This window comes from Halogeometricum pallidum JCM 14848 (genome assembly GCF_000337095.1).
In the GTDB taxonomy this organism is placed as follows: Archaea; Halobacteriota; Halobacteria; order Halobacteriales; family Haloferacaceae; genus Halogeometricum; species Halogeometricum pallidum.
The window spans coordinates 1-24331 of sequence record NZ_AOIV01000005.1 but is presented as its reverse complement, the minus strand read 5'-3'; the positions used below and the strand labels follow the sequence as shown (position 1 = coordinate 24331).

The 24331-nt window shown below is 68.8% G+C and carries 26 protein-coding genes; 11 read left to right on the top strand and 15 right to left on the bottom strand.

The annotated features are described in order from the left end of the window. Positions 1 to 69: 69 nt before the first annotated feature. Positions 70 to 336, top strand: a complete 267-nt coding sequence (locus C474_RS02780) for a glutathione S-transferase N-terminal domain-containing protein (protein WP_008383723.1) — start codon at positions 70 to 72, stop codon at positions 334 to 336. Between the two features lie 7 nt (positions 337 to 343). Here C474_RS02780 and C474_RS02775 read toward each other — a convergent pair whose 3' ends face one another. The 5 genes from C474_RS02775 to C474_RS02755 all read right to left on the bottom strand — a co-directional run bounded on the left by C474_RS02775 (position 344) and on the right by C474_RS02755 (position 4114). Continuing rightward, positions 344 to 952 carry a hypothetical protein gene (locus C474_RS02775; protein WP_008383722.1) on the bottom strand — a complete coding sequence of 203 codons (609 nt, stop codon included), beginning with the start codon at positions 950 to 952 and terminating at the stop codon, positions 344 to 346. Positions 953 to 1019: 67 nt separating this feature from the next. Then, positions 1020 to 1478 carry a hypothetical protein gene (locus C474_RS02770; RefSeq protein WP_008383720.1) on the bottom strand — a complete coding sequence of 153 codons (459 nt, stop codon included), beginning with the start codon at positions 1476 to 1478 and terminating at the stop codon, positions 1020 to 1022. Positions 1479 to 1537: 59 nt separating this feature from the next. Beyond that, the gene (locus C474_RS02765) at positions 1538 to 2005 is read right to left on the bottom strand and encodes a bifunctional nuclease family protein (RefSeq protein WP_008383718.1); all 468 of its coding nucleotides are present in this window, start codon (positions 2003 to 2005) and stop codon (positions 1538 to 1540) included. A gap of 72 nt (positions 2006 to 2077) precedes the next feature. Next, positions 2078 to 2692, bottom strand: a complete 615-nt coding sequence (locus C474_RS02760; RefSeq protein ID WP_008383716.1) for an ArsR/SmtB family transcription factor — start codon at positions 2690 to 2692, stop codon at positions 2078 to 2080. Positions 2693 to 2740: 48 nt separating this feature from the next. Continuing rightward, a complete protein-coding gene (locus C474_RS02755) occupies positions 2741 to 4114 on the bottom strand; it encodes a glycerate kinase type-2 family protein (protein WP_008383713.1) in 1374 nt (457 codons plus the stop codon). 51 nt (positions 4115 to 4165) lie between these two features. Here C474_RS02755 and C474_RS02750 point away from each other — a divergent pair, with 51 nt between their 5' ends. Further along, a complete protein-coding gene (locus C474_RS02750; RefSeq protein WP_008383711.1) occupies positions 4166 to 5845 on the top strand; it encodes a TraB/GumN family protein in 1680 nt (559 codons plus the stop codon). A gap of 84 nt (positions 5846 to 5929) precedes the next feature. Beyond that, the gene (locus C474_RS02745) at positions 5930 to 6568 is read left to right on the top strand and encodes a zinc metalloprotease (RefSeq protein WP_008383709.1); all 639 of its coding nucleotides are present in this window, start codon (positions 5930 to 5932) and stop codon (positions 6566 to 6568) included. Positions 6569 to 6747: 179 nt separating this feature from the next. Here the strand turns inward: C474_RS02745 and C474_RS02740 are convergent, their stop codons facing one another. Continuing rightward, positions 6748 to 6996 (bottom strand): hypothetical protein, encoded by a 249-nt coding sequence (locus tag C474_RS02740; protein WP_049916667.1) that lies wholly within the window; start codon positions 6994 to 6996, stop codon positions 6748 to 6750. A gap of 346 nt (positions 6997 to 7342) precedes the next feature. Here C474_RS02740 and purM point away from each other — a divergent pair, with 346 nt between their 5' ends. Beyond that, the gene (gene purM / locus C474_RS02735; RefSeq protein WP_008383705.1) at positions 7343 to 8347 is read left to right on the top strand and encodes a phosphoribosylformylglycinamidine cyclo-ligase; all 1005 of its coding nucleotides are present in this window, start codon (positions 7343 to 7345) and stop codon (positions 8345 to 8347) included. A 73-nt stretch (positions 8348 to 8420) separates the two neighbouring features. Here the strand turns inward: purM and C474_RS02730 are convergent, their stop codons facing one another. After that, positions 8421 to 8960: a CBS domain-containing protein gene (locus C474_RS02730; RefSeq protein WP_008383703.1), complete on the bottom strand. Its 540-nt coding sequence runs from the start codon at positions 8958 to 8960 to the stop codon at positions 8421 to 8423. Between the two features lie 43 nt (positions 8961 to 9003). Then, positions 9004 to 9372 carry a DUF555 domain-containing protein gene (locus C474_RS02725; protein ID WP_008383701.1) on the bottom strand — a complete coding sequence of 123 codons (369 nt, stop codon included), beginning with the start codon at positions 9370 to 9372 and terminating at the stop codon, positions 9004 to 9006. A gap of 250 nt (positions 9373 to 9622) precedes the next feature. Between C474_RS02725 and C474_RS02720 the strand changes: the two genes are divergently transcribed. Together C474_RS02720 and psmB are read left to right on the top strand one after the other, a co-directional pair. After that, positions 9623 to 9856 (top strand): hypothetical protein, encoded by a 234-nt coding sequence (locus C474_RS02720; protein WP_239640368.1) that lies wholly within the window; start codon positions 9623 to 9625, stop codon positions 9854 to 9856. Positions 9857 to 10052: 196 nt separating this feature from the next. Then, a complete protein-coding gene (gene psmB, locus C474_RS02715; RefSeq protein WP_008383698.1) occupies positions 10053 to 10784 on the top strand; it encodes an archaeal proteasome endopeptidase complex subunit beta in 732 nt (243 codons plus the stop codon). A gap of 116 nt (positions 10785 to 10900) precedes the next feature. Here the strand turns inward: psmB and C474_RS02710 are convergent, their stop codons facing one another. Then, on the bottom strand, positions 10901 to 12430 hold the full coding sequence (locus C474_RS02710; RefSeq protein WP_008383696.1) for a hypothetical protein: 1530 nt from the start codon (positions 12428 to 12430) through the stop codon (positions 10901 to 10903). A gap of 130 nt (positions 12431 to 12560) precedes the next feature. Between C474_RS02710 and ligA the strand changes: the two genes are divergently transcribed. Beyond that, the gene (gene ligA, locus C474_RS02705) at positions 12561 to 14366 is read left to right on the top strand and encodes an ATP-dependent DNA ligase LigA (RefSeq protein ID WP_008383694.1); all 1806 of its coding nucleotides are present in this window, start codon (positions 12561 to 12563) and stop codon (positions 14364 to 14366) included. A gap of 30 nt (positions 14367 to 14396) precedes the next feature. Here the strand turns inward: ligA and C474_RS02700 are convergent, their stop codons facing one another. From C474_RS02700 to C474_RS02685, 4 genes are read right to left on the bottom strand one after another with little or no spacing between them, the layout of a single operon-like run. Then, positions 14397 to 15242, bottom strand: a complete 846-nt coding sequence (locus C474_RS02700) for a sugar phosphate isomerase/epimerase family protein (RefSeq protein WP_008383692.1) — start codon at positions 15240 to 15242, stop codon at positions 14397 to 14399. Positions 15243 to 15245: 3 nt separating this feature from the next. Then, complete coding sequence (locus C474_RS02695; RefSeq protein ID WP_008383690.1) at positions 15246 to 16178, bottom strand: UbiA family prenyltransferase; 933 nt, start codon at positions 16176 to 16178, stop codon at positions 15246 to 15248. Positions 16179 to 16182: 4 nt separating this feature from the next. Beyond that, entirely contained in the window at positions 16183 to 17019 is an 837-nt protein-coding gene (locus C474_RS02690) for a sugar phosphate isomerase/epimerase family protein (protein ID WP_008383688.1), read from the bottom strand. Further along, positions 17020 to 17883, bottom strand: a complete 864-nt coding sequence (locus C474_RS02685) for a TatD family hydrolase (protein ID WP_049916665.1) — start codon at positions 17881 to 17883, stop codon at positions 17020 to 17022. Between the two features lie 177 nt (positions 17884 to 18060). On the opposite strand from C474_RS02685, the gene C474_RS02680 reads away from it, so the two are divergent. The 4 genes from C474_RS02680 (at position 18061) to C474_RS02665 (ending at position 21560) form a co-directional block, all read left to right on the top strand. After that, positions 18061 to 18390 (top strand): hypothetical protein, encoded by a 330-nt coding sequence (locus C474_RS02680; protein ID WP_008383684.1) that lies wholly within the window; start codon positions 18061 to 18063, stop codon positions 18388 to 18390. Continuing rightward, complete coding sequence (locus C474_RS02675) at positions 18387 to 19820, top strand: alkaline phosphatase family protein (protein WP_008383681.1); 1434 nt, start codon at positions 18387 to 18389, stop codon at positions 19818 to 19820. The genes C474_RS02680 and C474_RS02675 overlap by 4 nt, the downstream gene beginning before the upstream one ends. A 105-nt stretch (positions 19821 to 19925) precedes the next feature. After that, on the top strand, positions 19926 to 20642 hold the full coding sequence (locus C474_RS02670) for an MBL fold metallo-hydrolase (protein WP_008383679.1): 717 nt from the start codon (positions 19926 to 19928) through the stop codon (positions 20640 to 20642). Positions 20643 to 20738: 96 nt separating this feature from the next. Then, positions 20739 to 21560 (top strand): alpha/beta fold hydrolase, encoded by an 822-nt coding sequence (locus C474_RS02665; RefSeq protein ID WP_008383678.1) that lies wholly within the window; start codon positions 20739 to 20741, stop codon positions 21558 to 21560. Positions 21561 to 21617: 57 nt separating this feature from the next. On the opposite strand, the gene C474_RS02660 is transcribed toward C474_RS02665, so the two are convergent. Together C474_RS02660 and C474_RS02655 are read right to left on the bottom strand one after the other, a co-directional pair. Continuing rightward, entirely contained in the window at positions 21618 to 22712 is a 1095-nt protein-coding gene (locus C474_RS02660; RefSeq protein WP_008383676.1) for a DNA topoisomerase IV subunit A, read from the bottom strand. A 1-nt stretch (position 22713) separates the two neighbouring features. Further along, the coding region (locus C474_RS02655) for a DNA topoisomerase VI subunit B (protein WP_008383674.1) at positions 22714 to 24331 on the bottom strand (1618 nt) is incomplete at its 5' end.

Sequence of the window (24331 nt, the reverse complement as noted above, 5' to 3'; positions counted from 1 at the left end):
GTCGCCCCGCCGGTCGGACCCGGGGAGTCGGCGAGTAGCTTCGAGTGCCCGGAGGACGAACCGCGAACCGTGCTCGAACTGTACCAAGCCGAGAGCTGTCCGTACAGCGAACAGGTTCGGAGCAAACTCACCGAACTCGGCGCCTCCTACGTCGTCCACAACCCCAGACTGCCGGGCGACGAGGGCGGCGACGTGCTAAACGAACAGACGCACGGGAAACTGACCGCCGTCGGCGGCGAGGACGCGATTCCGTTCCTCCTCGACCGAGAGCGGGAAGAGGCGGTGTACGACGCCGAGGACATCGTCGACTACCTCGACGAACACTACGACGGCTGATTCGCGTTCAGGACCGGAATCGCGGCTTCGCGGTCGCCTCTCGAACCACGGCGTCGCCTTCCTTCCCGTAGACGGTCACCGTCGCCCGCGACGGCGCCGCGTCCGCCTCGTAGCGCGCGAGCATCGTGCAGACGAGTTCGTCCGCATCGCGGAGGTCATCGGGCAGTCCGGCCCCGTCCTCGTACGGCCGGCGGCCGAGCGGGAGCGACACCGAATTCCACCCTTCCCACCCCTCTTCACCGTATCCGCCGGGGAGAATCGTGTACGCCTCCTCGCGGGGCATCTTCGCCTCCGCGAGGAGCGAGAATCCCGTCGAGTAGTCGTCGTTCCGCACGTCGTTGTCGAACGTCCGCGGCTTCCGCGGGTAGTCGGCGGTGAACAGTTCTGCGTCGTCCGGCGGCGCCTCGGTGAACAGTTCGGCGTGGAACGTCCGGTCGGCGTCGGCGGAGAGGCCGCCGCGGAGCCACGGTGCTTCGGCGGAGTGCATCGCCGCAGTCGCGTGGTTCGCGTGGATGTCGCCGCTCACCCGTTGTCGGACGTCGCCGAGACAGCCCGAGAGACCCGCCAGACCGGCCACCGAGAGGGCCGAGGCCGAGAGGAGGGCGCGTCGTCGCATACGGATACCTGTTCGACGGTCGACAAGTACTTTCTCACTCGCGAGGCCGAACGGCCCCGGAGGCGACTCAGAAGTCCGGCAGGTCGTCCGGCGCCTCGTACTCGGACTCCCAGTCGATGTAGTCGTCCTTGAGCACGTCGCACACCGTCTGTCCCAACTCCGTGAGGCCGGCGTTGATGCTCGACACCGCCTTCCAGGAGTCGAGGTCGGGGTGGACCTCGCGTTCCTTCCAGTCCTGCGGGAGGCCGGGAGCGTGGTAGCCGACGCGGCCGGCGAAGTCGTCCCAGAAGAAATCGAAGTCCGAACCGAGACCGAGGTCGGTGACGATGTCCCACTCGTCGTCGGTCACGTCGGTCTCGGCGGCCCATTCCGCGAACGCCTCCTCCCACGCGCCCTCGGCGAGAAACGCGCCGAGTTCCTCGCGGCGGTAGTCGCTGTCGCCGACCACGTCGGCGTCGTCGTACTCGTTGGGGTCGACGTTCGGGCTGAGTTCCGGCGGCGACGGTGGGTCCACGTCGAGCGTCATGGCTCGGAGTTGGTCGGCCGGCGGTAAAAGCGTGGAAGTCTCCCCGCCACCCCGCGCGTTCAGAAGTCGAGGTCGTCGTGTTCGTCGGATTGCTCCCCCAAGTCGAACCGCTCGGGCGGTTGACCGGCCTCGTCCAGCACCTCGTCGGAGACGATGATTGGGCAGTCGACGCGGACGGCGAGGGAGACGGCGTCGCTCGGGCGGGCGTCGAAGACGAACGTCTTCGGTTCGCCGTCCTCGTAGCGCTCGGCGTCTATCTTGGCGAAGAACGTCCCGTCGGACAAATCGTCGATGCGGATGGAGTCGATGGCGCCGCCGAACTCCGTGATCATCTCCACGAGAAGGTCGTGGGTCAGGGGCCGCTCGAACGGTTCGCCCGAGAGAGCGAGTTGGATCGCCTGCGCTTGGTCGGAGGTGATGACGATTGGCAGGTACTCCTCGCGGGCTTGGAGGACCACCGCCGGGACGTTCCCGCCCTGGGCGTCGACGCCGACGCCGATTCCCTTCACCTCGGCCCGGTGATTCATGCGAAGTGGTTCGAGCGCGGGGTATGAATACCTACGGGGAGGATCCGACTCCGAGAGCGGGAATCGGGAGACTCAGTCGCGGCGGAGGTACCAGGCGAGCGACCAGACGAGGAGGACGCTCAGTCCGCCGAGGAAGAAGAGCAGTCCCGGCGGCAGTCCGGCGGCCGTCGCGGCGTCGTCCGCGACGCGCGTCGCCTCCATCGTCGCCGCGTCGCCGCCGGCACTTCCCGACTGGGCGGCGAACGGGAGCGTCGCCCCCGCGGCCGCCCACTGGACGAGGAGGCTGGCGACGCCGACGACGCCGACGGCCGCGAGGAGGCGGCGCAGGGCGGCGCGCAGACCGGTCGTCCCCTCCCGGTCGGTGGCGACGACGACCAGCGGTCTGTCCGAGGGCGCGTACACCTTCATCTCGCGACCCTTCTCGGAGTAGACGGTGTCGACGACTTCGACGGCGCCGGCGTCTTCGAGGCGGCCGAGGTGGTACTGGACGTTCTGCAGGGAGGTGTCGACGGCGTCTGCGAGGGCGGCCGGGTTCGCGGGTTCCTCGTGGAGCGTCGAGAGGACCCGTCGGGCCGTCGCCGAGGAGAGCGCCGACAACAGGCCGTCGGCGTCGTCGTCGTCGAGGCCGATGACGCGCGGCGAGGCGTCGACCTCGGCGTTCGACGAGGAGGGCAGGAGGCGTGCCATGACAGCGGATAGGGCGCCACGGGATACAAGCTTTCCCGTGTTCGCCGTTCACTCCCCGCTCGGGTCCTCGCTGTCCCTCCGCCCGTCCCGCCCGTCCACGACGGCGACCCGCAGGTCGTTCACGTTGGTGCCGGTCGGTCCCGTCCGGACGAGCGCCCCCCGGTCGCGGAGGAACGGCAGGGCGTCGTTGCCCGCGAGGGCGGCGGCCGCCTCGCGTCCGGCCTCGACGCCGGCCGCCGTCTCCGCGTCGACCACCGCGCCGGCCACGTCCGTCCCGCCGTCCTCGCCGTCGCTGTCGACGGCGGCCACGACGGCGTCGGTGCCGAGTTCTCTCGCCGCCGAGAGGCAGTATTCGAGGTTCGGCCCGCCCTCGCCATCTCCTCTAACGGTGACGGTGCACTCGCCGCCGGTGAGAATCACGGCGGGGGCGTCGACGGGGTCTCCCGTGGCGGCCGCCTCCTCGGCGACGGCGACGTGCGTCTTCGCCGCCTCGCGCGCCTCGCCGCGCACGCGGGAGGAGAGCAGTATCGGTTCGTAACCGGCCGCTTCGGCCGTCTCTCGCGCCGCCGAGAGGGCGGTGTGGCCGTCGGCGAGGACGTGGTTTCGCACCCGGTCGAACGCCGGGTCGCCCGGCTTCGGCGTCTCCGACAGTTCGCCGCGGGCGCCGCGTTCGAGTCGCTCGCGGACGCTCGCGGGCACGTCGAGGTCGTAGCGGTCGAGCACGGACAGCGCGTCGTCGTACGTCGTCCCGTCGGGAGCGGTCGGTCCGGAAGCGATGACGCCGAGGTCGTTGCCGACGACGTCGCTGAGGACGAGGCCGGCCACCGTCGCGGGCGCGGCGAGGCGGGCTAAACCGCCGCCCTTCAGCGTCGAGAGGTGCTTGCGGACCGCGTTCAGTTCGCCGATGTGCGCGCCCGAGCGGAGGAGGGCGTCCGTGGTCGACTGGAGGTCCTCGAGGGCGATTCCCTCGGCGGGCGTCGGGATGACGGCGCTGGCACCGCCGGTGACGACGGCGAGGACGAGCGTTCGCTCGTCGGCGTCGGCGAGGAGGTCGACGATCCGACGGGCGCTCTCGACGCCCTCGCGCGAGGGGACGGGGTGGGCGCCCGGCAGTCGGTCGATTCGGGCGCCCGTTCCCGGGTCGGGCGTGACGACGACGCCGGCGTCGATTCGGCCCCCGAGGACGGCCTCCAGTGCATCCGCGACGCCGTCGCCGGCCTTCCCGCCGCCGACGACGAGGAGGCGGTCGAACGAGGCGAGGTCGTACGTCGACCCCGAGATAGAGAGGTCGTCGCCGTCGAGCGAGACGGAGTCGCGGACGACGCGGTCCGGAAGGACCGCCTCGACGGCGTCCCTGAGGCACGCTACCGCCGTCTCGTGGGCTGTTGTCGGCGTCTCCGCGTCGAAGGTGAGGTCGCGCATACCGCGAGATGCTCCGACAAGGGTAAAAAGCGTGGCCCGAAATCGGGGGTAATGAGTCAGGAAGCGGCCGGCGAGGGTCGCGTCCGCGTCGTCGGGACGGCGCACGTCTCCGAGGACAGCGTCCGCGAAGTTGAGGAAGTCGTCGCGGCGGAGCGTCCGGACGTGGTCGCCGTCGAACTCGACGAGGGTCGGTACCGCCAGATGAAGGGCGGGACGCCCGACGACATCGAACCCGGCGACCTCCTCCGGGGCAACACCGTCTTTCAGTTCATCGCCTACTGGATGCTGTCGTACGTACAGGCGCAACTCGGCGAGAAGTTCGACGTGCAACCGGGCGCGGACATGCTCGCGGCCGTCGAGGCGGCCGAAGGGTTGGGCATCGACGTCGCCCTCGTCGACCGCGACATCAACGAGACGATGCGGCGGTTCTGGGCGCGCATGTCGTTCCTGGAGAAACTGCGGATGGTCGGCGGCCTCGCCTTCGGCCTCGGCGACAGTCGCGGCGTCGCCGTCCTCCTCGGCCTGTTCTTCGGCCTCCTCGCCGGCCCCGCCGTCGGCCTGTTCGGCGGGTCGGTCGGCATCGGCCTCGGCGTGCTGGCCCGCGTCACCGGCGGCCTGTTCGTCTTCGCCGCCGTCGCCGCCGCCCTCTGGGTCCTCGCCGGGTCCGTCCTCCCGACGGGCGAACGCGCCGCCGTCGCCCTCGGCGTCGGCGTCGCCGCCGGCCTCGTCGGCGGCGTCGCCTTCGGTCTCGCGGATCCGCTGGTCGCTCGGTTAGGAGCGTTCACCGTCCGCGTCCTCGGGAGTCTCACCGTCGGCGTCGGCGGCGGCCTGTTGCTCGGCGGACTGGCCCTCGCGTTGGCGACGGCGTTCGGGGGGAGCCCCGACGACGAGGTGGACGAACTGGAGGAGTTCGACATGAGCGAGATGACCGACACGGACGCGGTCAGCGCCATGATGGAGGAATTCCGCGAGTTCTCACCGGGGGGAGCGCAGGCGCTCATCGACGAGCGAGACGCCTACATCGCCCACCGACTGGTCGGCCTCCGCCGGACCGGCCGCGACGTCGTCGCCGTCGTCGGCGCGGGCCACCGCGCGGGCATCGAACGCTACCTCGCCAACCCCGAGGAACTGCCGCCGATGGAGTCGCTGGTCGGGACGTCCTCGGACGGCCTCGGCGGCCTCCCGTGGGCGAAGGTCGTCGGCACGGCCATCTCCGTCGCCGTCGTCGGCTTCTTCGGCCTGCTGACGCTCTCGACGGCCGGCAACGACACGCTGTTCCGCCTGTTCGGCGCGTGGTTCCTCATCAACGGCCTCTTCGCCGCCGGACTGGCGAAGGCCGCGGGCGCGCGGTGGCCCTCGGCCCTCGTCGGCGGCGCCGTCGCGTGGATGACCTCCATCAACCCGTTCCTCGCGCCCGGGTGGTTCACCGGCTACATGGAACTGCAGTACCGACCCGTCAACGTCGGCGACATCGGCCGACTCAACGACCTGTTGGCCGACGAGGAGACGCCCGTCGGCGAACTGGTCTCGGAGATGTTCGAGGTGCCCCTGTTCCGCCTCATCGTCGTCGTCGCGGCGACGAACATCGGGAGCATCGTCGCCTCGGCGCTGTTCATCGGCTACGTCCTCCCCCTGTTCGCCGTGGACCTCGGCGGCCCGGCCGGCATCATCGACCTGATGTTCGAGGGCGCGCGCAACGGCTGGGACGTCCTCGTCGGCCTGCTCGGCTGATATCGCACGGACGGCGCACCGGCGCCGCGGCCGCATCCGCAAGGCCCATCCCCGCACCGTTCGAACGGTCACCGACTCGAACACATGAGTACGAACACGTCTCTCAGCTTCAGTTCCCACGAACTCCGCGACTTACTCCTCGCGTGGGTCGCACTCGGCCTCGCGTTCGCCATCTTCTTCGCCGGCGGCGGCACCCGCGCCGTCGCTAACATCACCGAGGGCGGCCTCCTCGGCCCCCTGCTCGTCAGTCTCCTGACCGCGGGCATCGGGTTCCTCCTGCACGAACTCGCGCACAAGGTGGTCGCCGTCCGCTTCGGACAGCAGGCGGAGTTCCGCGCCGACTACGGGATGCTGTTCTTGGCGGTGATGAGTTCGCTCGCCGGCTTCATCTTCGCCGCCCCCGGCGCGGTGTATCATCGCGGCCGCATCACGGAGCGCGAACACGGCCTCATCGCCCTCGCCGGCCCCGTGACGAACCTCCTCTTGGCCGCGGTGTTCCTTCCGCTGCTCTTTCTCGGCGCGTTCGGCGGGTCGGAGTTCGTCGGCCTCGTCGGCTCCCGCGGCGTCACCATCAACCTGTTTCTCGCCGCGTTCAACATGCTCCCGTTCGGGTCGCTCGACGGCAAGACCGTGTTCTCCTGGAGCAAGGTCGTCTTCCTCGTCGTCTTCGTCCCGTCGGTGCTGGTGACGCTCGGCCTGTTCGTCTTCGGCGGTCTGTTCTGAACGACGGCGGTCGTTCAGTGTCGCACCGCGCCGCCGACCCGTCGGCGACCAAGAGAGAAACGAGAGGACGGTCAGCGCAGTAGGCGGAACAGCGACGCCGGAGGAGTGCGACGACGCGGGGACCTGCCGTCCGGAGGGACGGCGTCGTCGCTCTCGCTCCCGCTAGCAGGCGCCGAGCGTCAGTCCCGACCGTAGCCGTGACCGGCGACGAGCGCGAACGCGTTGCAGACGAGCAACCCCGCGAAGCGTAGAATCTCGGCCTGTTCGAGGCCGCCGTGGAGGAGGGGAAGGTACGTCAGCGGGAGCAGGATGGCCGCCCAGAACGTCACTGTCTGCGCCGAGCGCGCGGTGAGACGGGCGGCGTTACTTGCGAGGCCGATACCGAGTCGGATCGGCGTTCGTTCGAGGGTGGAGGAGGCACTTGACATCATTGGTTACCGTCACTCTATCCGATGTATCCTTCCCCCATATAGTCAGTCGAGCCTTACCGTCATTTTCGGACCGTTTACGGTCGAACGGGACATTTTAGTAATAGTTCACGAACGTCTCAGAACCGATTAGATTCTTCACAAACGGTTCTGAGTCCGTCTCGTCGAATCGTGAGACGCCGTGTCTCGGCCGGGCGTCGTCCTCGGGGTTTCGAAGGGCCTAGCGAGGGCGTTGGCGCCCACTACCAAAGACCCCCCGCGGTCCGCGGGGACTCGGCGGCGCCGCGAGGCGTCGCGCGCGCGCCGGACGGGCACCTTTTTGCCCTCCCACCGCGCGCGTTCGGACATGACCGGTACCGGCGCGGGCGGGGACCCCGCGGACGACGCGACCGAGGACGAACTGACCTACGCGGACGCGGGCGTCGACATCGGCGCCAGCGAGGCGGCGACGGCGGCGCTGGTGGGCGCCGCCGGAGAGAGCGAGGGGGACTACGCGGGTCTGTTGGACATCGGCGACCGCTACCTCGCCCTGGCCACCGACGGCGTCGGGACGAAACTCATCGTCGCCGAGGCCCTCGAGGACTACTCGACTGTCGGCATCGACTGCATCGCGATGAACGCCAACGACCTCGTGGCGGCGGGCGTCCGCCCCGTCGCGTTCGTCGACTACCTCGCCGTCGACACCCCCGACGAACGGTTCGCAGAGCAAGTCGGCCGGGGGCTCTCGGCTGGCGCGGAGACCGCCGACGTCGAACTCGTCGGCGGCGAGACGGCCGTCATGCCCGAGGTCGTCAAAGGACTGGATCTCGCGGGCACGTGCGCGGGGCTGGCGCGGAAGGACGCGCTGTTCCCCGGCGAGGCCGCCGAGGGGGACGCGCTCGTCGGCTTCCGCTCGTCGGGTATCCACTCGAACGGTCTCACCCTCGCGCGGAAGGCGACGACGCGGAACCACGAGTACGACGACGACTGCCCGTTCGAGGGCTACGACACCATCGGCGAGGCGCTGCTCGAACCGACCCGCATCTACACCGACCTGCTCGACCCGATGCGCGAACACGGCGTCCGCGCCGCCGCGCACGTCACGGGCGGCGGGTGGACGAATCTCGAACGCATGGGCGGGTTCCGCTACGTCGTCGAGGACGCGTTCGACCCCCACCCGGTCTTCGAGTTCGTACAGCAGGAGGGCAACGTCTCCGACGAGGAGATGCACCGCACGTTCAACATGGGGACCGGGTTCGTCGCCGCACTCGCCCCCGACGACGCCGAGACCCTCGCCGCGGAGACGGAGGGTCGGGTGATCGGCCGCGTCGAGGCGGGGTCCGGCGTCGCCGTTCGCGGTCTCGACCTCTGAGCGGCTTACTGTGGAGATTCGGGAAGAGAGAACGAGAAAGCGTGAAGCGTCTCCGGCGGTAGAACGGTGCGGCTCAGAGCCGTGCGGCCACGTCGGCCTCAGTGACGATACCGACCGTCTGGCCCCCCTCGACGACGAGGACGGCGGAGTGATGGTCCAGCGAGGAGTCAATCTCCTCTAACGTGGCCGCCGGTTCGACCGTCGTGATGGCCTCGCGCATCACCTCGGCGACGGGGAGTTCGCCCACGTCGTCGTCACCCAGACGGCGGATGTCGCCGTTCGAGATGATGCCGACCGGGCGGCCGTCGCGGATGACCGGCAGTTGCGAGAACCCCTCTTCGAGCATCCGGTCGCGGGCCGTCCGAACGGAGTCGTCGGGCGAGACGCTCACGACCGTCGTGTTCATCAGGTCGTCGGCGCGGACGACGCTGCCCTCGGCCTCGTCGAGGGCGTTGACGATGCGTCGGAGGGTCGATAAGCGCGGGTCGACGTCGCCGCCCTCGATGCGGGCGATAAGCGGTTGGGAGACTCCCGCCATCTCGGCGAGCGTACTCTGCGTGAGGTCGAGTTCCTTCCGCCGTTCGCGCAGGTCGTGCGGGGTCGGCAGTTCCATACCCCGAAATAACCCGAGGTTATATGAAAAGCTTTCCGGAGAACTACGCCTCGGCCTCTTCTTCGTCTCCCTCCGTCTCGACGACGTCGATGACCGAGAGGGGGACGTCCCGAAGGGCGCCGCCGACTTCGCTCTTGGCGATACGGGAGGCGTGCTTCTCGCCGTCGGCGTTGAACACGTCGATTTCCAGAAGTAGCCCCACCAACGCGGTGTCGGCGGCGATGAACGCCGAGTCGAACGGCTCTCCGCAGGCCGGACAGCCCGTGACGCCGACTTCCACCTCGACGTACTCTTTGTCTTTGTCGTTCAGCCGCTTCCCCGCCTCGCTGACGGCGACGCCGATGGCGTCGTCGATATCCTCGACGTCGCGAACCAGCCACGCGGCCTCCATGGCGACGAGATAGTTGCTCATACCTCTCAGTCGCGCTAGGGGGTTTCGTGTCTTGTGGTTCCGTCGTCCCGGCGCCGTCGCTACCGTCACGAACTGTCATTATCGACTGACTTTCTGCTGCGTATGTAACGAGAATCCCCCGCATAAGTTATGCCGACGAGGGGGAGCAGTGACGGGACTCCTACCTCGTGAGCGACCCGAGGAACAGTTTCGGTGGGTGGAACGCAAGTAGACTTTAATCGCAAGACAGCGGCGAGTTCGTACGTTCGCCGTGAGCACAACGTATATATACACCGGGCTCACCTGCTCAGTCAACGCGATGTTCAATGCGATGCACCGGACCGCCACGTTCGCCCTCTACCAACTGACTCTCGCCCTCGGCATCCTGCTGATGCCCGTCGCACTCCTCGCCCGCCGCGTCGGCGTGCGCCTCCCCATCGACCGGATGGTCGAGGCGGCGAGCACCGCCTACCAGCACACCGACGCCGACCACCGGGCCGACTGAATCTCACCGATTCGCCGTCGCCCCGCCGATAGCTGTCACTTCTCGCCGACCCGCACTGCCGAGCGACCGCGCCGATGCCGTCAAACGTTCGTCCACGAACCGACAGGGACAGTCCCGCTATCGGCCGAAACGGGGGATACTGGCAACAGGGGAGGGAAGGGTGGCATTTATCAGCGGCGGACTTCAAAAGGGGGTAATGCGTACTCCCACGAACGACGATTCCGCCGGCCGCCTCGACCCCTTGAACGGCGACCACTCGGGCGTGTTCGCCCCCGAACTCGGCGAGTTCCCGAACGCCGAGCAGCGTGCGGGCGAGTCGACGCCGCAGGAGACGAAGACGGGGACGACGACGGTCGGTCTCAAGACCGAAGACGGCGTCGTCCTCGCGACGGACATGCGGGCCAGTCTCGGTTACATGGTCTCCTCGAAGGACGTTCAGAAGGTCGAAGAGATCCACCCGACCGGCGCGCTGACCATCGCGGGGTCGGTGTCCGCTGCCCAGTCGCTCATCCGTTCCATCCGCGCGGAGGTCCGACTGTACGAGTCCCGTCGCGGCGAGAACATGAGCATGACCGCGCTGTCGACGCTCCTCGGGAACTTCCTTCGCTCGGGCGCGTTCTACGTCGTCCAGCCCATCCTCGGCGGCGTCGACGAGGACGGCCCCCACATCTACAGCATCGACCCCGCCGGGTCCATCCTCGAAGAGGAGTACACGGTCACGGGTTCGGGGAGCCAGTACGCTCTCGGTGTGCTCGAACAGGAGTACAACGACGCCCTGTCCATCGACGAGGCGAAGACCGTCGCCGCCCGCGCCGTCAAGAGCGCCGTCGAACGCGACCTGGCCTCCGGCAACGGTATCAACATCTGCGTCGTCACCGAGGACGGCGTGGAGATAACCCAGCACAAAGACTTCGAAGAAGTCCTCTAACGCCGGAAACAGCGGTTTCGCTCCCTTCTCCTCTCGGTCGAATCGGCTTCGAGCCGTCGGTCCGTCGGCGCGACCGTCGGGGCCGAATGCGCCGACGCTGACCCGGTTTCGTCGGGCTACACCCAGTCGGCGAACGAGCCTTCCAGCAGCGTCTCGGTCTGCCGTTCGATGTAATCTCGCTGCATCTCGTAGACGGCCGTCTCGAAGTCCGCGCCGTCGTCGAGTCGCTCGCGGACCCGGTCGACCTTCCACCCGGCGGGCGTCTGACCCGCCGCCGCGCGGACGCGGAGGGGGGCGACGTACCGGTCGGCTTCGGCCTCCGAACAGCCCGCGGACTTCAGGCCGTCGACGGCGTGCGCGAGGATGTCGTCGTACACCTCGACGGGGTCCGTCGTCTCGTGGCCGTCGTTGGCCACCCAGCGCTGCTCGCTTTCGAACCCGTCGCGCATCGCCGCGTAGAAGTTCTCCCGGGCCGTCGCCCACTCCTGATTGATGACCGGGTGCTCGCGTTTCGGGAGACTCTCCATCAGGCCGGCGAAGGCCGCCTGGAACGCCATCGAGTCCTGAACCGTCGGCTGAGCGGCGATGGGGCGGAACTCGATGCGGGCGTTCGCCGAGGACTTCGTCGCCCCGTCGAACACCGGGCGGACCCACCGCCAGAAGGTGCCGTGCTTGCGGCGGAGCGTGGCGAAGGAGTCGTCGAAGCGGTCGCCGCGCGGGACGGGCATCGGCACGATGGTCGCGTCCGCGGCGACCCGGTCGACGGCCGTCTCCACGTCGGGCAGGTCGTCGGGAAAGCGCACCTTCTTCGCGTCCTCGCCGTTGAGGACGGACTCGAAGACGGCGATGCGGTTCTCCATGTGGGCGTCCGCGAGAATCTCCGCCGGGCCGGCGTCGTCGTAGAGGTCCGGCGGGAAGAACGGCGAGTTGACGCCCAGCGCGAGGAGCGGGCCGGCGACGCGGAGCGCGTAGTTGAAGTAGAGGGGGAGGTCGGCGGCGTGAGCGACCTGGTAGTGCGGTTGGATGGAGGTGATGAGCGACTCGGGCATCACCGTGTCGGCGCTGAGTTCGACGTGCGGGGCGTCGATGGACATCTGCTCGACCGGGTGTTCGCCGTTCGCCATCGCGTGGTAGCGGACGGCGTCGGTCATGTTCGTGGCGATACGGATTCCGCCGTCGGAGATGCTGTCGGTGAGATACTCTCTGGCCGTCTCCCCCTGGGGCGGGATGGTCCAGAGAGCGTCGCTGACGAGGCGCATCCCCTCCGAGGAGGTACACTGGAGCGCGGCGGTGAGGCGGGCGAGCACCTCCGACTCCTGCGCTCGGAGCCCGTGGGGGTTCAGCGGCTGCGGACTCGTCGTCATCTCGGCGTTGTGGAGTCCGAGCTCCTTCTCGAAGCCGATGAGTTCGAGCAGCCGACGGGGGACCCGCATCAGACCGTTGTTCTCGGTCTCCTCGGAGGCCCACCGGCCGTCAGCGACGGCGTAGAACTCGTACTCCAGTCCGACGATGGACTGGTGGTTGTCGAACGTGCCGGCCGCCAACTCGGATTTCACCACCTCCGCGTCTGCCTCCGCCTGCGCCTGGTACTCCTCGGCGTCGACGGCGAGCACGTCGCGGACTCTGTCCGCAAGCTCGTCGCTCATACCGCCTCCTGTGCTCCCGGTCGGCTTGAATCCCGCGGCTGCGCGGCGGCACCGTCACGCGTTCACGAACGGTCGAGCGCCCGACGGGCGATTCGAGGCGCTTTTTCCTCCCGGGGACCACGGGCGGACGATGCAGTTCGCCGAGTTCGCCGCGCGCGCGTCGGAGATGGAGGCTGAACCCGCCGACCTGGCCACCGCCGCGCTGGTACGGGACCTGTTCCGCGAGAGCGGCGACGAGTTGGACACCGTCGCCCGGTTCGTCCAGGGCCGCGTCTTTCCGGCGTGGGACTCCACGACGCTCGATATCGGGCCGCGACTCCTGCGAGAAGCCGTGGCTCGCGCCGCCGGGCCGAACGTGACGGCCGACGACGTGGAGGAGAGACTCGCCGAGGAGGGCGAGATAGGCGCCGTCGCCGCGGGCTACGACTTCGGCGGTCAGCGGGGGTTGGCGGCGTTCGGCGGCGGGGATGGCGGAGGTGGCGACGGACTCACCGTCCGCGAGGTGGACGGGACGCTCCGCGAACTCGCCGCCGCGACCGGGTCCGGCAGCGAGGACCGAAAGCTCAGCGCCCTGTTCGGGCTGTTCAACCGCGCGAGCCCCGAGGAGGCGAAATTTCTCGCTCGCCTCGTCCTCTCGGAGATGCGCATCGGCGTCGGCGAGGGCACCGTCCGCGACGCGATAGCCGAGGCGTTTCTCGTCAGGGAGGCGGACGGACCCGAGGACGGGGAAGAAGAGGACGAAGACGGGGACGAGGACGACGGCCCCCTCACCCGCGCCGCCGCCGACCACCTAGCCGCCGTCGAACGCGCCCTGCAGGTGTCGAACGACTACGGCATGGTCGCCGTCACCGCCCGGGAGGAGGGCCTCGAGGGGCTCGAAGCGGTCCGTCTCGAAGTCGGGCGGCCCGTGCAGGCGATGCTGGCGCAGGCAGGCACCGCCACCGACGCCCTCGAGGAGTGGGGCGAGGCGGCGGTCGAGCGGAAGTTCGACGGGGCGCGCGTCCAACTGCACGCCGACGGCGAGGCAGGGGGGAAGAGCGACGGGGACGACATCTCGGTGTCGGTGTTCTCGCGCAACATGGACGACGTGACCGACGCGCTCCCGGAGATAGCGGAGTTCGCGGCCGAACACGTCGACGCGCCGGTCATCCTCGACGGCGAAGTCGTCGCCGTCGACGACGACGGCTCCCCGCTCCCCTTTCAGGAGGTGCTGCGGCGCTTCCGCCGCAAGCACGACGTGGACCGGATGCGCGAGGAAGTCCGACTCGAACTTCACGCGTTCGACTGCCTGCACGCCGACGGCGAGGACCTGCTCGACGCGCCGGTCACCGAACGGCACGCCCGCCTGGCCGAGATACTGCCCGAGGACGCCGTCTCGGACCTCCTCGTCTCCAACGACGAGGGGGAGATAGCCGCCTTCGAGGAGGGGTCGCTGGCGGCCGGCCACGAGGGAATCATGCTGAAGAACCCCGACTCCACCTACTCGCCGGGCGACCGAGGGAAGAACTGGCTGAAGCGCAAGCCCGACGTCGAGACGGTCGACCTCGTCGTCACCGGCGCGGAGTGGGGCGAGGGACGCCGCGCGAACCACCTCGGCACCTTCCTGCTGTCCGCCCGGACGGACGAAGGAAGCGACGGCCAGGGGAACGGGGACGGGTACGCGACCATCGGCAAGGTGGCCACCGGCATCACCGACGAGGAACTGGCCGAACTCTCGGAACTGCTCGAACCCGAAATCGTCGCCGAGGACGGCCAGACCGTCGAGCTGAATCCCTCCGTCGTCTTCGAGGTGGGCTACGAGGAGATACAGCGCTCGCCGACGTACTCCTCGGGGTACGCGCTCCGATTCCCCCGGTTCGTCGCCGTCAGGGAGGACAAAGCGGCCGCCGACGCGGACTCCTTGGAGCGAATCGAGCGGTTGGTCGAGTCGCAGTAGGGTCGGCAGTAGGTTTCGAGCGAAGCGGGTTCAGACGTAGCGTTCGAGCGCCTCGAACGCACGTCTGGCGGCCTCGTCCGGACGGTCCGGATAGGTGTACAGCTCCAGCGTGACGAAGCCGTCGTAGCCGACGTCGTCCAACGCCGCGAACGCCTCCGCGAAGTCCAGGTCGCCGTCGCCGGGGACGAGGTGGTAGTGCTTTCCGCGGACGCCGCCGGCGATGTCTTCGAGGTGGACGCCGGTGATGTGGCCCGCGGCCTTCTCGACGGTTTCGCGCAGTTGCTCGCCGTAGACGGCCGAGTGGCCCAGATCGAGGTTGATGCCGAGTCCGTTCCGGCCCACGTCGTCTATCAGGTCGAGGGCCTCGTCGGTGCACTCGACGAGGAGTTCGGGTTCGAACTCGATGCCGACGTCGACGCCGCGCGGTTCGGCGTAGTCGAGAATGTCGTCCAGCGAGGAGAGCAGGTGCTCGTAAGCCTCGTCGGGAAGCGTCCCCGGAAGGGGGGCGCCCGAGGCGAGACAGACCGCCGGCGCGCCCGTCGCCTCGGCGAGGTCGACGGCGCGCTTGGTGTAATCGACGCGCCACGCGCGCAGGTCCGGGTCGGGGTTGATGACGCTCGGTTCGAAGAAGGCCGTCTCCGGCGCGTCGGCGTAGTACCCCATTGCGGTGTTGGCGTTGACGTTCGAGACGGCGATATCCGCGCCTTCGAGGGCGTCGACGAGGGCGGCCTCGTCGTCCGCGCCGAACTCGGGGAAGTACGCATGCGGCGCGTCGCCGAGCAGTTCGACTCCCGCGTAGCCGTGGTCGGCGATGCGACGCACGGCCTCCGGGAGCGTGTAGTTCGTGTACGCGTTGGTGGAGAATGCCAGTTTCATAGCTTAGCTCATGTCGAAGTGCCGGGAGAGCACGCGCGTCGGAACCGCGAACGCCGCGGCGGCGACGGCGAACCACGGACCGGCGACGACGGCGACGGCGCCGTCGAGGAGGACGATACCGAGGACGCAGGTTCCGACGGCCGGTCCGACCTTCGAGGGGACGGGGTCGGCCATCGCCGGTCCGAGGGCGTGCCAGTCCCACGCGAGGAAACACGCGGCGAGGACGGTGGCTGCGAGTCCGACCGCCGGCGTCGCGAGGACGGTGGCGACGATAGGAACGACCATCGCCGCGAGCGTCGCCCCCGCGGCGGCGACGGCCACGTCCGACCCCTCGCCGCCGCCCGTCTCCGATTCGGCCATCCGAGTGAACGCCGCCACGTAGACGACGACGCCAATCGGGAACAGCAACGCGACGGCATCGAACGCCGCGGCGCCGGCGAGCGAGAGGCCGAGAAAGACGTTCAACCCTCGGGCCGTACCCATGGCGAGAAAGCCCGCCGGACCGCCCTTCAGGAGGCCGTCGTAGAGGACGACGGTGAGGGCGAGGGCGGCCGCCGCCAGTCCGGAGAGCGTTCCTCCGGTCGTCCCGGCGACGCCGACGCCGGCGAGGAGAAGCGCTCCGCCGAAGACGAGCGCGCTACCCCGTCCGACCCGGCCGGACGGAATCGGTCGCTCGGGGCGCTCTCTCCCGTCCTCGTCGACGTCGGCCACGTCGTTCAGCGTCGTGCCCGCGGCGTAGACGCACGCGGAGGCGAGACAGAGGCCGGCGACCGTCGGGAGGGACGCCGACGCCCCGAGGGCGACGGCGAGGGCGGCGCCGGCGAGCACGTCGGGCGGCGCGGTGAAGATGTTCGGCAGTCGGACGAGTTCGGCGTAGTCCGTCGCCACTCGCCGAACCCGCTCGAACCCGAACGCGTCGCCGACGCCCGCGGCCATCGCGTCAGGCCCACCCGCGTTCGCGGAGGTAGTCCATCGCGCCCTGCGCCGTCTCGGCGGCCGTCTCCTGGTACGGGTAGAGTTCGACCGTGACGTAGCCGTCGTAGCCGGAGTCCTCGACGGCCTGCAGGAAGCCGTCGATGTCCATCGCGCCGTCGCCGAGTTGGGTGTGCTCGTGCGAGCGGTCCTCCGGGATGTCTTCGAGGTGGTAGTGGCGGGTGTACGGAGCGAGCGTCTCGACCAGTTCCGCGGGGTCCTCGCCCATGCAGAACAGGTGGCCGGCGTCGAAGTTGCAGGTGATGCGCTCTGAGTCGACGCGGTCCATCAGGTCGAGGAACTCATCGGAGGTCTCGATGAGCAGGTCGGGTTCGGGTTCGACCATCACGTCGACGCCCTTCGACTCGGCCTTCTCGGCGAGTTCGTCGAGGCCCTCGACGAACGTCTCCATCGCCCACTCGCGGGACTTCTCTTCGGGGACGGGGCCGCCGGGTTCGATAGAGATGTGATCGCAGCCGAGTTCCGCGGCGGCGTCGATGGAGTCGAGGGTGTAGTCGACGCGGCGGCGGCGGTAGTCCTCGTCGGGTTCGACGAAAGAGGGGTGATGGAAGTCCTCGATCGCCGTCAGCATGAACGCGTTGCAGTTGCTGATGGCGATATCGTTGCGGTTCAGCGCCGTCTCCACCTCGTCGTACTCCTCGCCGGTCGCCTCCGGCGGGTAGAGGAACGGTTCGTCGAACAGCAGTTCGATACCGTCGTAGCCGGCGTCGGCGACGGCCTCGATGGCGCCGACCGTCGAGTACTCCCGGAAGGCGTTCATCGAGAAGCCGAATTCGAGCGACATCTACTCGGCCTCGGTCCCGGCCGCCTCGACGGCGGATTCGTTCGTCGACGACTCGGCGGCTATCTCCCGCGCGTAGTCGAAGCTATCCGATTGGGCGAAGAACTCCAAGGGGTTCTCGAACAGGAGCTTTCGGACCTCCCCGCGGTCCCAGCCGGCGTCTATCATCGCGTCGCGGGCCTTCGGAACCGCGAGGGGGTCGGAGTCGTCCCAGTCGGCCGAGGAGTTGATGACACGTCTGTCGGTGCCGTACTCTTCGAGCAGGGGAATCACCTCCTCGATGGATATCTTGCCGGGGTAGAGCGTGAACCCGAGCCAGCAGTCGGTGGCGGCAGTCGTCTCCATCGTCCCGGGTTCGTTGTGGTCGATGATGATGCGCTCCTGCGTAACGTCCATCTCCTCGATGATGTCCACGGTTCGGGCCGCCCCCTTCGGCTTCTCCTCGTGGGGGAGGTGGATGATGACGGGCGCTTCGTGCTCCTCGGCGATGCGGAGTTGTTCGCGGAACGCCCACTCCTCCTCGTCGGTCTGGAGGTTGAACCCGATTTCGCCGACGCCGACCACCCGGTCGCGTTCGAGGTACTCCGGAAGCCGGTCGATGACCGCCTCGGACATCTCGCGGTCGACGGCCTCCTTCGGGTTGATGGAGACGGTGATGTAGTGGTCCATCCCTGCGATGCGCTCTGCGCGTTCGGTCTCGAAGTCGTGGATGTGCTCGAAGTAGTCGAAGAACGACTCGGGATAGAGCTTGTCCGACCCCGACCAGAACGAGGGTTCGACGACGCACTCGATGCCCGACCGCCGCATCTCGCGGTAGTCGTCGGTCGTGCGCGACGTCATGTGCGCGTGGGAGTCGATAAGACGCATATATGACATTGAGAACCACCCCCGCTTTGTTATCGTCGCCCTACAGGTTTCGCCGCGAGAAAAACGCCTCGGTACGCCCGAATAGCGGCCGATTAACGCGCCTCAGAATCGGTTGGGCACCCCCCGTTCGGATGAAGCGGACGCATAACTAACCCCGTTCCGTCCCGCGAAAGGTATATGACGCGAACGCGAACGGGCGTTTGGTTCGTCGGCGCCCGCGGCAACGTCGCCGCCACGGCTACGACCGGGGCGCGCGGTATCGCCCGCGGGACGACCGACGACACCGGCACGGTCACGGCCCGCGAACCCTACACTCGACTCGGCTTACCGGGGGTCGAGGGGTTCGCCTTCGGCGGCCGCGACATCGCCGAACGCCCCCTCCTCCACGCCGCGACCGAACACGACCTCTCGCGGCAGTTCGCCGTGCCCGAAGCGTACGCCGAGGACCGCCGCGGCGGCGCCGGCGACGGTGGCGATGTCGAGACGGACCCGGAGGCGGAGCGATGACCGACGCCGAACCCGAGGCGGAACCGTCGGCGGCGACCCGGGTGGTCGTCCTCGACGTCGTCGGCCTCCAACCCGACCACGTCGACGCCGAGACGACGCCGAACCTCGCCGGCCTGTTCGAGGACGGCGCGACGACGGGCGCGGTGCCCCCGTTCCCGGCGGTGACCATCCCCTCGCAGACGACGCTCTCGACGGGGCTTTCCCCCTCGACGCACGGCGACGTCTCGAACGCGGAGTACGACCGCGAGACCGACACCGTCGAACTGTGGGGTCGCAACAGCGGCGACCGCGACCGCATCTGGGAGGCCGCGCGCGACGCAGACGTGACGACGGGAGCGCTGTTCTTCCAGCACCTCTACGGCACCTCCGCGGACGTGGCGGTGACGCCGAAACCCATCGAGGACGAGAACAACGACCTCATCGAGATGAACTGCTGGACGAGCCCCGAGGGGTTCTACGAGGAACTCCGCGAGGCGTACGGTCACTTCCCCCTCCACAACTACTGGGGGCCGGCCGCCAACGCGCAGAGCAGCGAGTGGATCCTGTCGGCGGCCCGCGAGGCGACGGAGCGCTACGACCCGGACATGCTCTGGGCGTACGTCCCCCACCTCGACTACACGGGACAGAGCCACGGGCCGAACTCCGAGGCGTTCACCGAGGCGCTCTCGGAGGCCGACGAACTCGTCGGCGACTACCTCGAGTTTCTCGAGGGGACCGACCGCTGGGCGGAGACGGCCGTCGTCGTCGTCAGCGAGTACGGCTTCCACGAGGTGTCGACCCCCGTCTTCCCGAACCGCGCGCTCCGCGAGGCGGGTCTGATGAAGACGACGGACGCCGAGGGCGGGGAGGGACGGGTTCCGGACCTCCCGGCCTCCGAGGCGTTCGCCGTCGCCGACCACCAAATCGCACACGTCTACTGCGACCAAGACGCCGTCGAGAGGGCTCACGAGGCGCTCGAATCGCTCGACGGCATCGAACGCGTTCTCGACGGCGACGACCAGGCCGCGTACGGCATCGACAACCAGAACGCGGGCGACCTGGTGCTCGTCGCCGACCCGGACGCGTGGTTCGCCTACTACTGGTGGGACGACGGGGAGGAGGAGGCGATGCCCCCCTACGCCGACAGCGTCGACATCCACGAGAAACCCGGCTACGACCCCTGCGAACTGTTCCTCGGCGAGGACGGGTTCGTCTCCACGGACCCCTCGAAGGTGCAGGGCTCGCACGGCCGCGTCGACCCCGAGACGACGCCGTTCTTCGGCGTCGGCGGCCCCGCCGCCCCGTCGCTGTCGCTGGACGGCGACATCGACATGCGGCAGGTCGCCCCCACGGTGTTAGACCTCCTCGGCGCCCGCGAGGCCGTAGACATGGAGTTCGAGGGCGCGTCCATCCTCGCGCCGTCGAACGAACTGGGTCCCGCCGACGACTGAACGCGCACCGTCGCCTGCGACCCGCGGGTGACAGTCGAGACGACCGGCGGGTCCGACTCGAACCGGACCCCAAACGTGTTGGTCGCTCCGCACGGTGCGTAGGGTATGACCGTCTCCTTCCGCGACCTGCGCGTCTCGTGGCTCGGCTACGCCACCGTCAGAATCGAGTCCGAATCCGGCTTCGTCGTCTACCTCGACCCCGGCCGCTACGGCGTTCTGGACGACTACTACGCCCGCGACGGCGACCTCGTCTGCGTCACGCACGACCACCACTACGACCCCGACGCCATCCGCTCGGTGGCGAAAGAGGACGCCACCGTCGTCGTCTTCGAGGGGGTGAACCCGGCGAACATCGACCGCGACGTGGAGGCCGTCGAGGACCTGCCGTACGAGGTTATCCGCGTCGGCGAAGAGGAACATCTGAGCGTCGGTTCGGTCGACCTGTGGACGCTCCCGGCGTACAACGAGGAGGACAGTCCGCACGCCCGCGACGACGGGAGCCTCGTCCACCCGCGCGGACTCGGGTGCGCCTACCTCCTCTCCGTGGACGGCGTCACGGTGTTCTGGCCGGGCGACAGCGACGTGTTGGAGGGGTTCGAACGGTTGTCGGTGGACCTCTTTCTCGCCAACATCGGCGGCAGCGTCGTGATGGACCGACACGAGGCCGCCGACCTCGCCGAAGTACTGTCCCCCGAACTCGTCCTTCCGATCCACTACGATACCATCGACCTGCTGAAGACCGATCCGGAGGCGTTCGTCGCGGACGTCGCCTCCCGGGGAATCCCCGTCGTCCTCGAAGACCCGGCGGACCACGCGGTCTGAAGCGACTCTTCGACGACGGCCGACCGCCCGCCCGACGGGTCGACGGGCCGGTCCGCGGCAACCGTTTTGCACCGTCGGACCGTCCTCCGACGCGAGATGAGACTCACGACGCCGACCGTCGACCACGGTCGATTCGACGGGCGAATCCCCTACTACCGCGCCGGCGACGGCCCCGAGACGCTGGTCGTCCTCCCCGGCCTCGGCGACGCCTTCCGCGGCGGGCCGAGGGCGGCGACGGCGGCGTACCTCGCGCAGACGACGTACCGCGGTCTCACCGGCGACTTCACCGTCTGGACGGTCGGCCGCCCCCGCGGTTTGGACCCGGACGCGACGACGCGCGAACTCGCCGGGTCGGTGGCGACGGCGCTGGACGAACTGGACGGCGGGCACGTCCTCGGACGCTCGATGGGCGGCCTCATCGCCCAGCACCTCGCCGCCGATTACCCGAAGCACGTCGACAGACTCGTGCTCGCGTCGGCCGGCGCGCATCTCGGCGACGCCGGCCGCGCGGTCCTCGACGACTGGGAGACGCAGGCCGCCGACGGCGACTGGGGGAAACTGTACGCGTCGATCGCCCGCGAGACGTACGCGGGGTGGCGACGGCGGGCCTACCCCCCGCTCCTGCGTGCGGTCGGTCCGGCGCTTGCGCCGCCGTCCCCGGACGACGTGCGCGCGTCGATTCGGGCCGTGCGCGACCACGACGCGACCGACCGACTCGGCGAGGTGACGGCGCCGACGCTGGTGCTCGGGGGGAGCGAGGACCGACTGTTCCCCGCGTCGGTGCTCCGCGAGACGAAGGCGGCGCTCCCGGACGCGACGCTGGCGCTGCTGTCGGGCGCGGGGCACGCTGTCGCCTCCGAGCACCGGCGGACGTTCGACCGAGCGGTGGGACGATTCCTGCGCGGCGAATCGCTGTAGCGAGGTAGCGCTGTAGCGCCCTCGCGCGCGACGACGAACGCCCGTTCGCTCGAGTCGCTACAGCACGCCCATCTCGTCTAGTCGCTCCGGCAGGTACGTGTCGGTGACGAAGTCCAGACCGCGGGCGGCCAGCGACTGCTGCTCTGCCTTCTTGTTGATGTCGAGTTGCAGTTGAATCTGTTCTTCCCAGTAGTCTGTCATGAAGCGCGGGTCCTCCAGTTCGGATTCGAGGGCGTTCACGTCGGAGTCCGAGAGGGGGTCCGTCGGCAGGTCGTAATCGACGATGTCCTGCGGTTGGATGCCGATGAACTTCGCCTCGGGCGTGGCGAGATACTCAGAGAGGTGCGCGGACTTGATCGAACCGTAGGCGACCGACCCGTAGATGCGGTAGGACCACGGGTCGCCGTCGGTGAACACCACGACGGGCAGGCCGAGTTCGTCGTGGAGTCGCTTCGTGAGGCGGCGCGTCGCCCGCGCCGGTTGGCCGCCGAGGTGGACGACGAGGGCGTCGTGTTCCGTGTCGAAGCCGTTCTCGACGAGTCGGTCCCGCATGCCGCCGGTCTCGACGCAGAGGACGAACTCGGCGTCGTTGCCGAGGAACTCGATGGTGTCGGGGTTGTTCGGAATCTGGTAGCCGCCCTGACCCACGTCCTCCTGGCAGTGGATGTCGCGGTCGCCGCGGCGCGTCTGCTCGCGGATGTGGAGCGGTCCCATCACCTTTGCGCCGGACTCCTCCGGACGCATGTGGAAGTCCTCGCGGGTGACGTGCGAGACGATTTCGAGGTCCTCGATGAGCTGATTCGACTCGCTCTGGTCGTTGAACTGCGCCTCCTCGTTGTCCCACGACTCCGAGAGGTAGTACAGTTCACGGAGGGTCGACGAGCGATTCTCTTCGAGTTGGTTGACGAGGAACTCGATGGCGTAGGCGGCCTTCAGAAGCTTCCGCGCGCCGCGGACGCTGTTGGCCGACCGCGTGGACTTGCGGTCGCCGTACACCCACACCTTCGACTCCTCGTCGAAGACGATGTTGCTCTTCGTCCGCGTGGGGATGTCCATGTGCGGGATGTCCCCCTGGGCGAACTGGTCGTAGAACTCCGCGGCGAGGTCGATGAGTCGCTCCTGTGCGAGTTCGTCGTTCTGATTCGTGCTCATGTTAGGTGTTGACGGTGAGTTTCTCCGCTTCGACGCCGTCGACGTTGATATCGAACGACGCGTCCGAGGCGACGGTGTAGCTGAGTTCGGCGGTGTCGCCCGCCGACACCGAGGGGTTCCACTTGACGAACCACTCGCCGTCCAAGTCGACGACGGTGGCCGCCTCGGGCACCTCCGTCGGTTCGACCGAGACGATGTCGGTGATGTCGGGCGTCTCGCTGCGGTCGGAGTGGTTCTCCACGACGAGGGTGACGGTGTCGTCCTCGACCTCCCGGTCGACGCTGAGGTTGTTCATGATGCGGGCGAGCGCGCCGTCGATATTGGGGCGTTCGCGGCCCGTGACCTCCGACAGTTTGTCCGCCATCTCCGGCAGGATGCGACCGAGCACGTCCTGTTTCTCCCGGCGCTTCTGCATCGAGCGGCGCTTGTTCAGGTAGGATTTGAGCTCGCGCGCCGCCTCGCGGATGGCGAGTTCTATCTCGTCTTCTATCTCAGGAATGTTGGCGAGGGCGTCCTTCGACTCGGAGGTGAACGGGACGTTCGTGGAGGCGACGTGGACCATGATGACCGCGGGCCCGCTCGGCATCCCCGAGCCGCCGGGTTGGTCGAGCCCGTAGTTGCGCCAGCCGATGCGCTTGACCACGTCGGTCGTCGCGCACGCCCCGCGCTGGTAGACGAGGGGAACCCGATTGGCGAAGCGCAGCAGGTCGACGGACCCCTCCGCGGAGAGTTCGCCGCCGTAGGCGATGCCCGCCTCGACGATGAACGGGTCGCCGCCGTGAACCTCGGCGTCGCGCGTCGCCGCGGCGTAGAAGTCGGCGTCGTACTCCTTTCGGAGGCCGGCCTCGACCAACTCGGCCGTGATGGGCGAGAGGCAGTTCGTCGGCGGCGCGAGGATGTCCGCCTCGCGCATGGCTTCGAGGAGTTCGGAGGCGACGTCGCGGTCGTCGGCCGCCTCGCTCACCTTCGGCGCGTCGTCGGGGACGGTGCGCATGACCGCCCACAGGGCGTCGGTAACGTTCTCGCGGGCCGTATCGCCGAAGGTCACGTCCTCGGAGACGAGCACGTCCGCCGAGCGCTCGACGTACTCGCGGACCTGACCCTTCGTCGCGCGGTGGCGGTCGTTCGAGCCGAACTTCTCGGCGACGCGGTCCGCGATGCCGCGGACCGTCGCGTCGTCCTTCTGGGTGCTCGTCGCCCCGTCGACGACGTCGTACAGGTCTCGTCCCTCAGTCAGGACGGCCCACGCGGCCTCGACGGCGTTCTCGCGGACGGTGTCGCCGAACGCCACGCCGTGTTCCTCGCCGATGTCGTCGGCGACGGTGTCGACGATGTCTTCAAGTTCGAAGTGGGTCGTCCGCTCGCGGTTCCGGAGCGTGTCGCCGACGCGTTCGGCGAACGCCGCCGTCGCCTCGGCGCCCTTGTTGGCGATGGCGTCCTCGATTGCGGCATCGAGGTCGACGCTCTCGCCTTCTCCCTCGCTCTCGCGTTCGACGACCCCCCAGCCCATCTCTCGGCCGAAGTGCCTGTCGCGGAAGTTGTTCAGTATCTTGTCTGCCGTCTTCGCGCCGACGCGGGTGAACTCCTCCTGCAGGAAGCCCGACACCGAGTAGGACCTG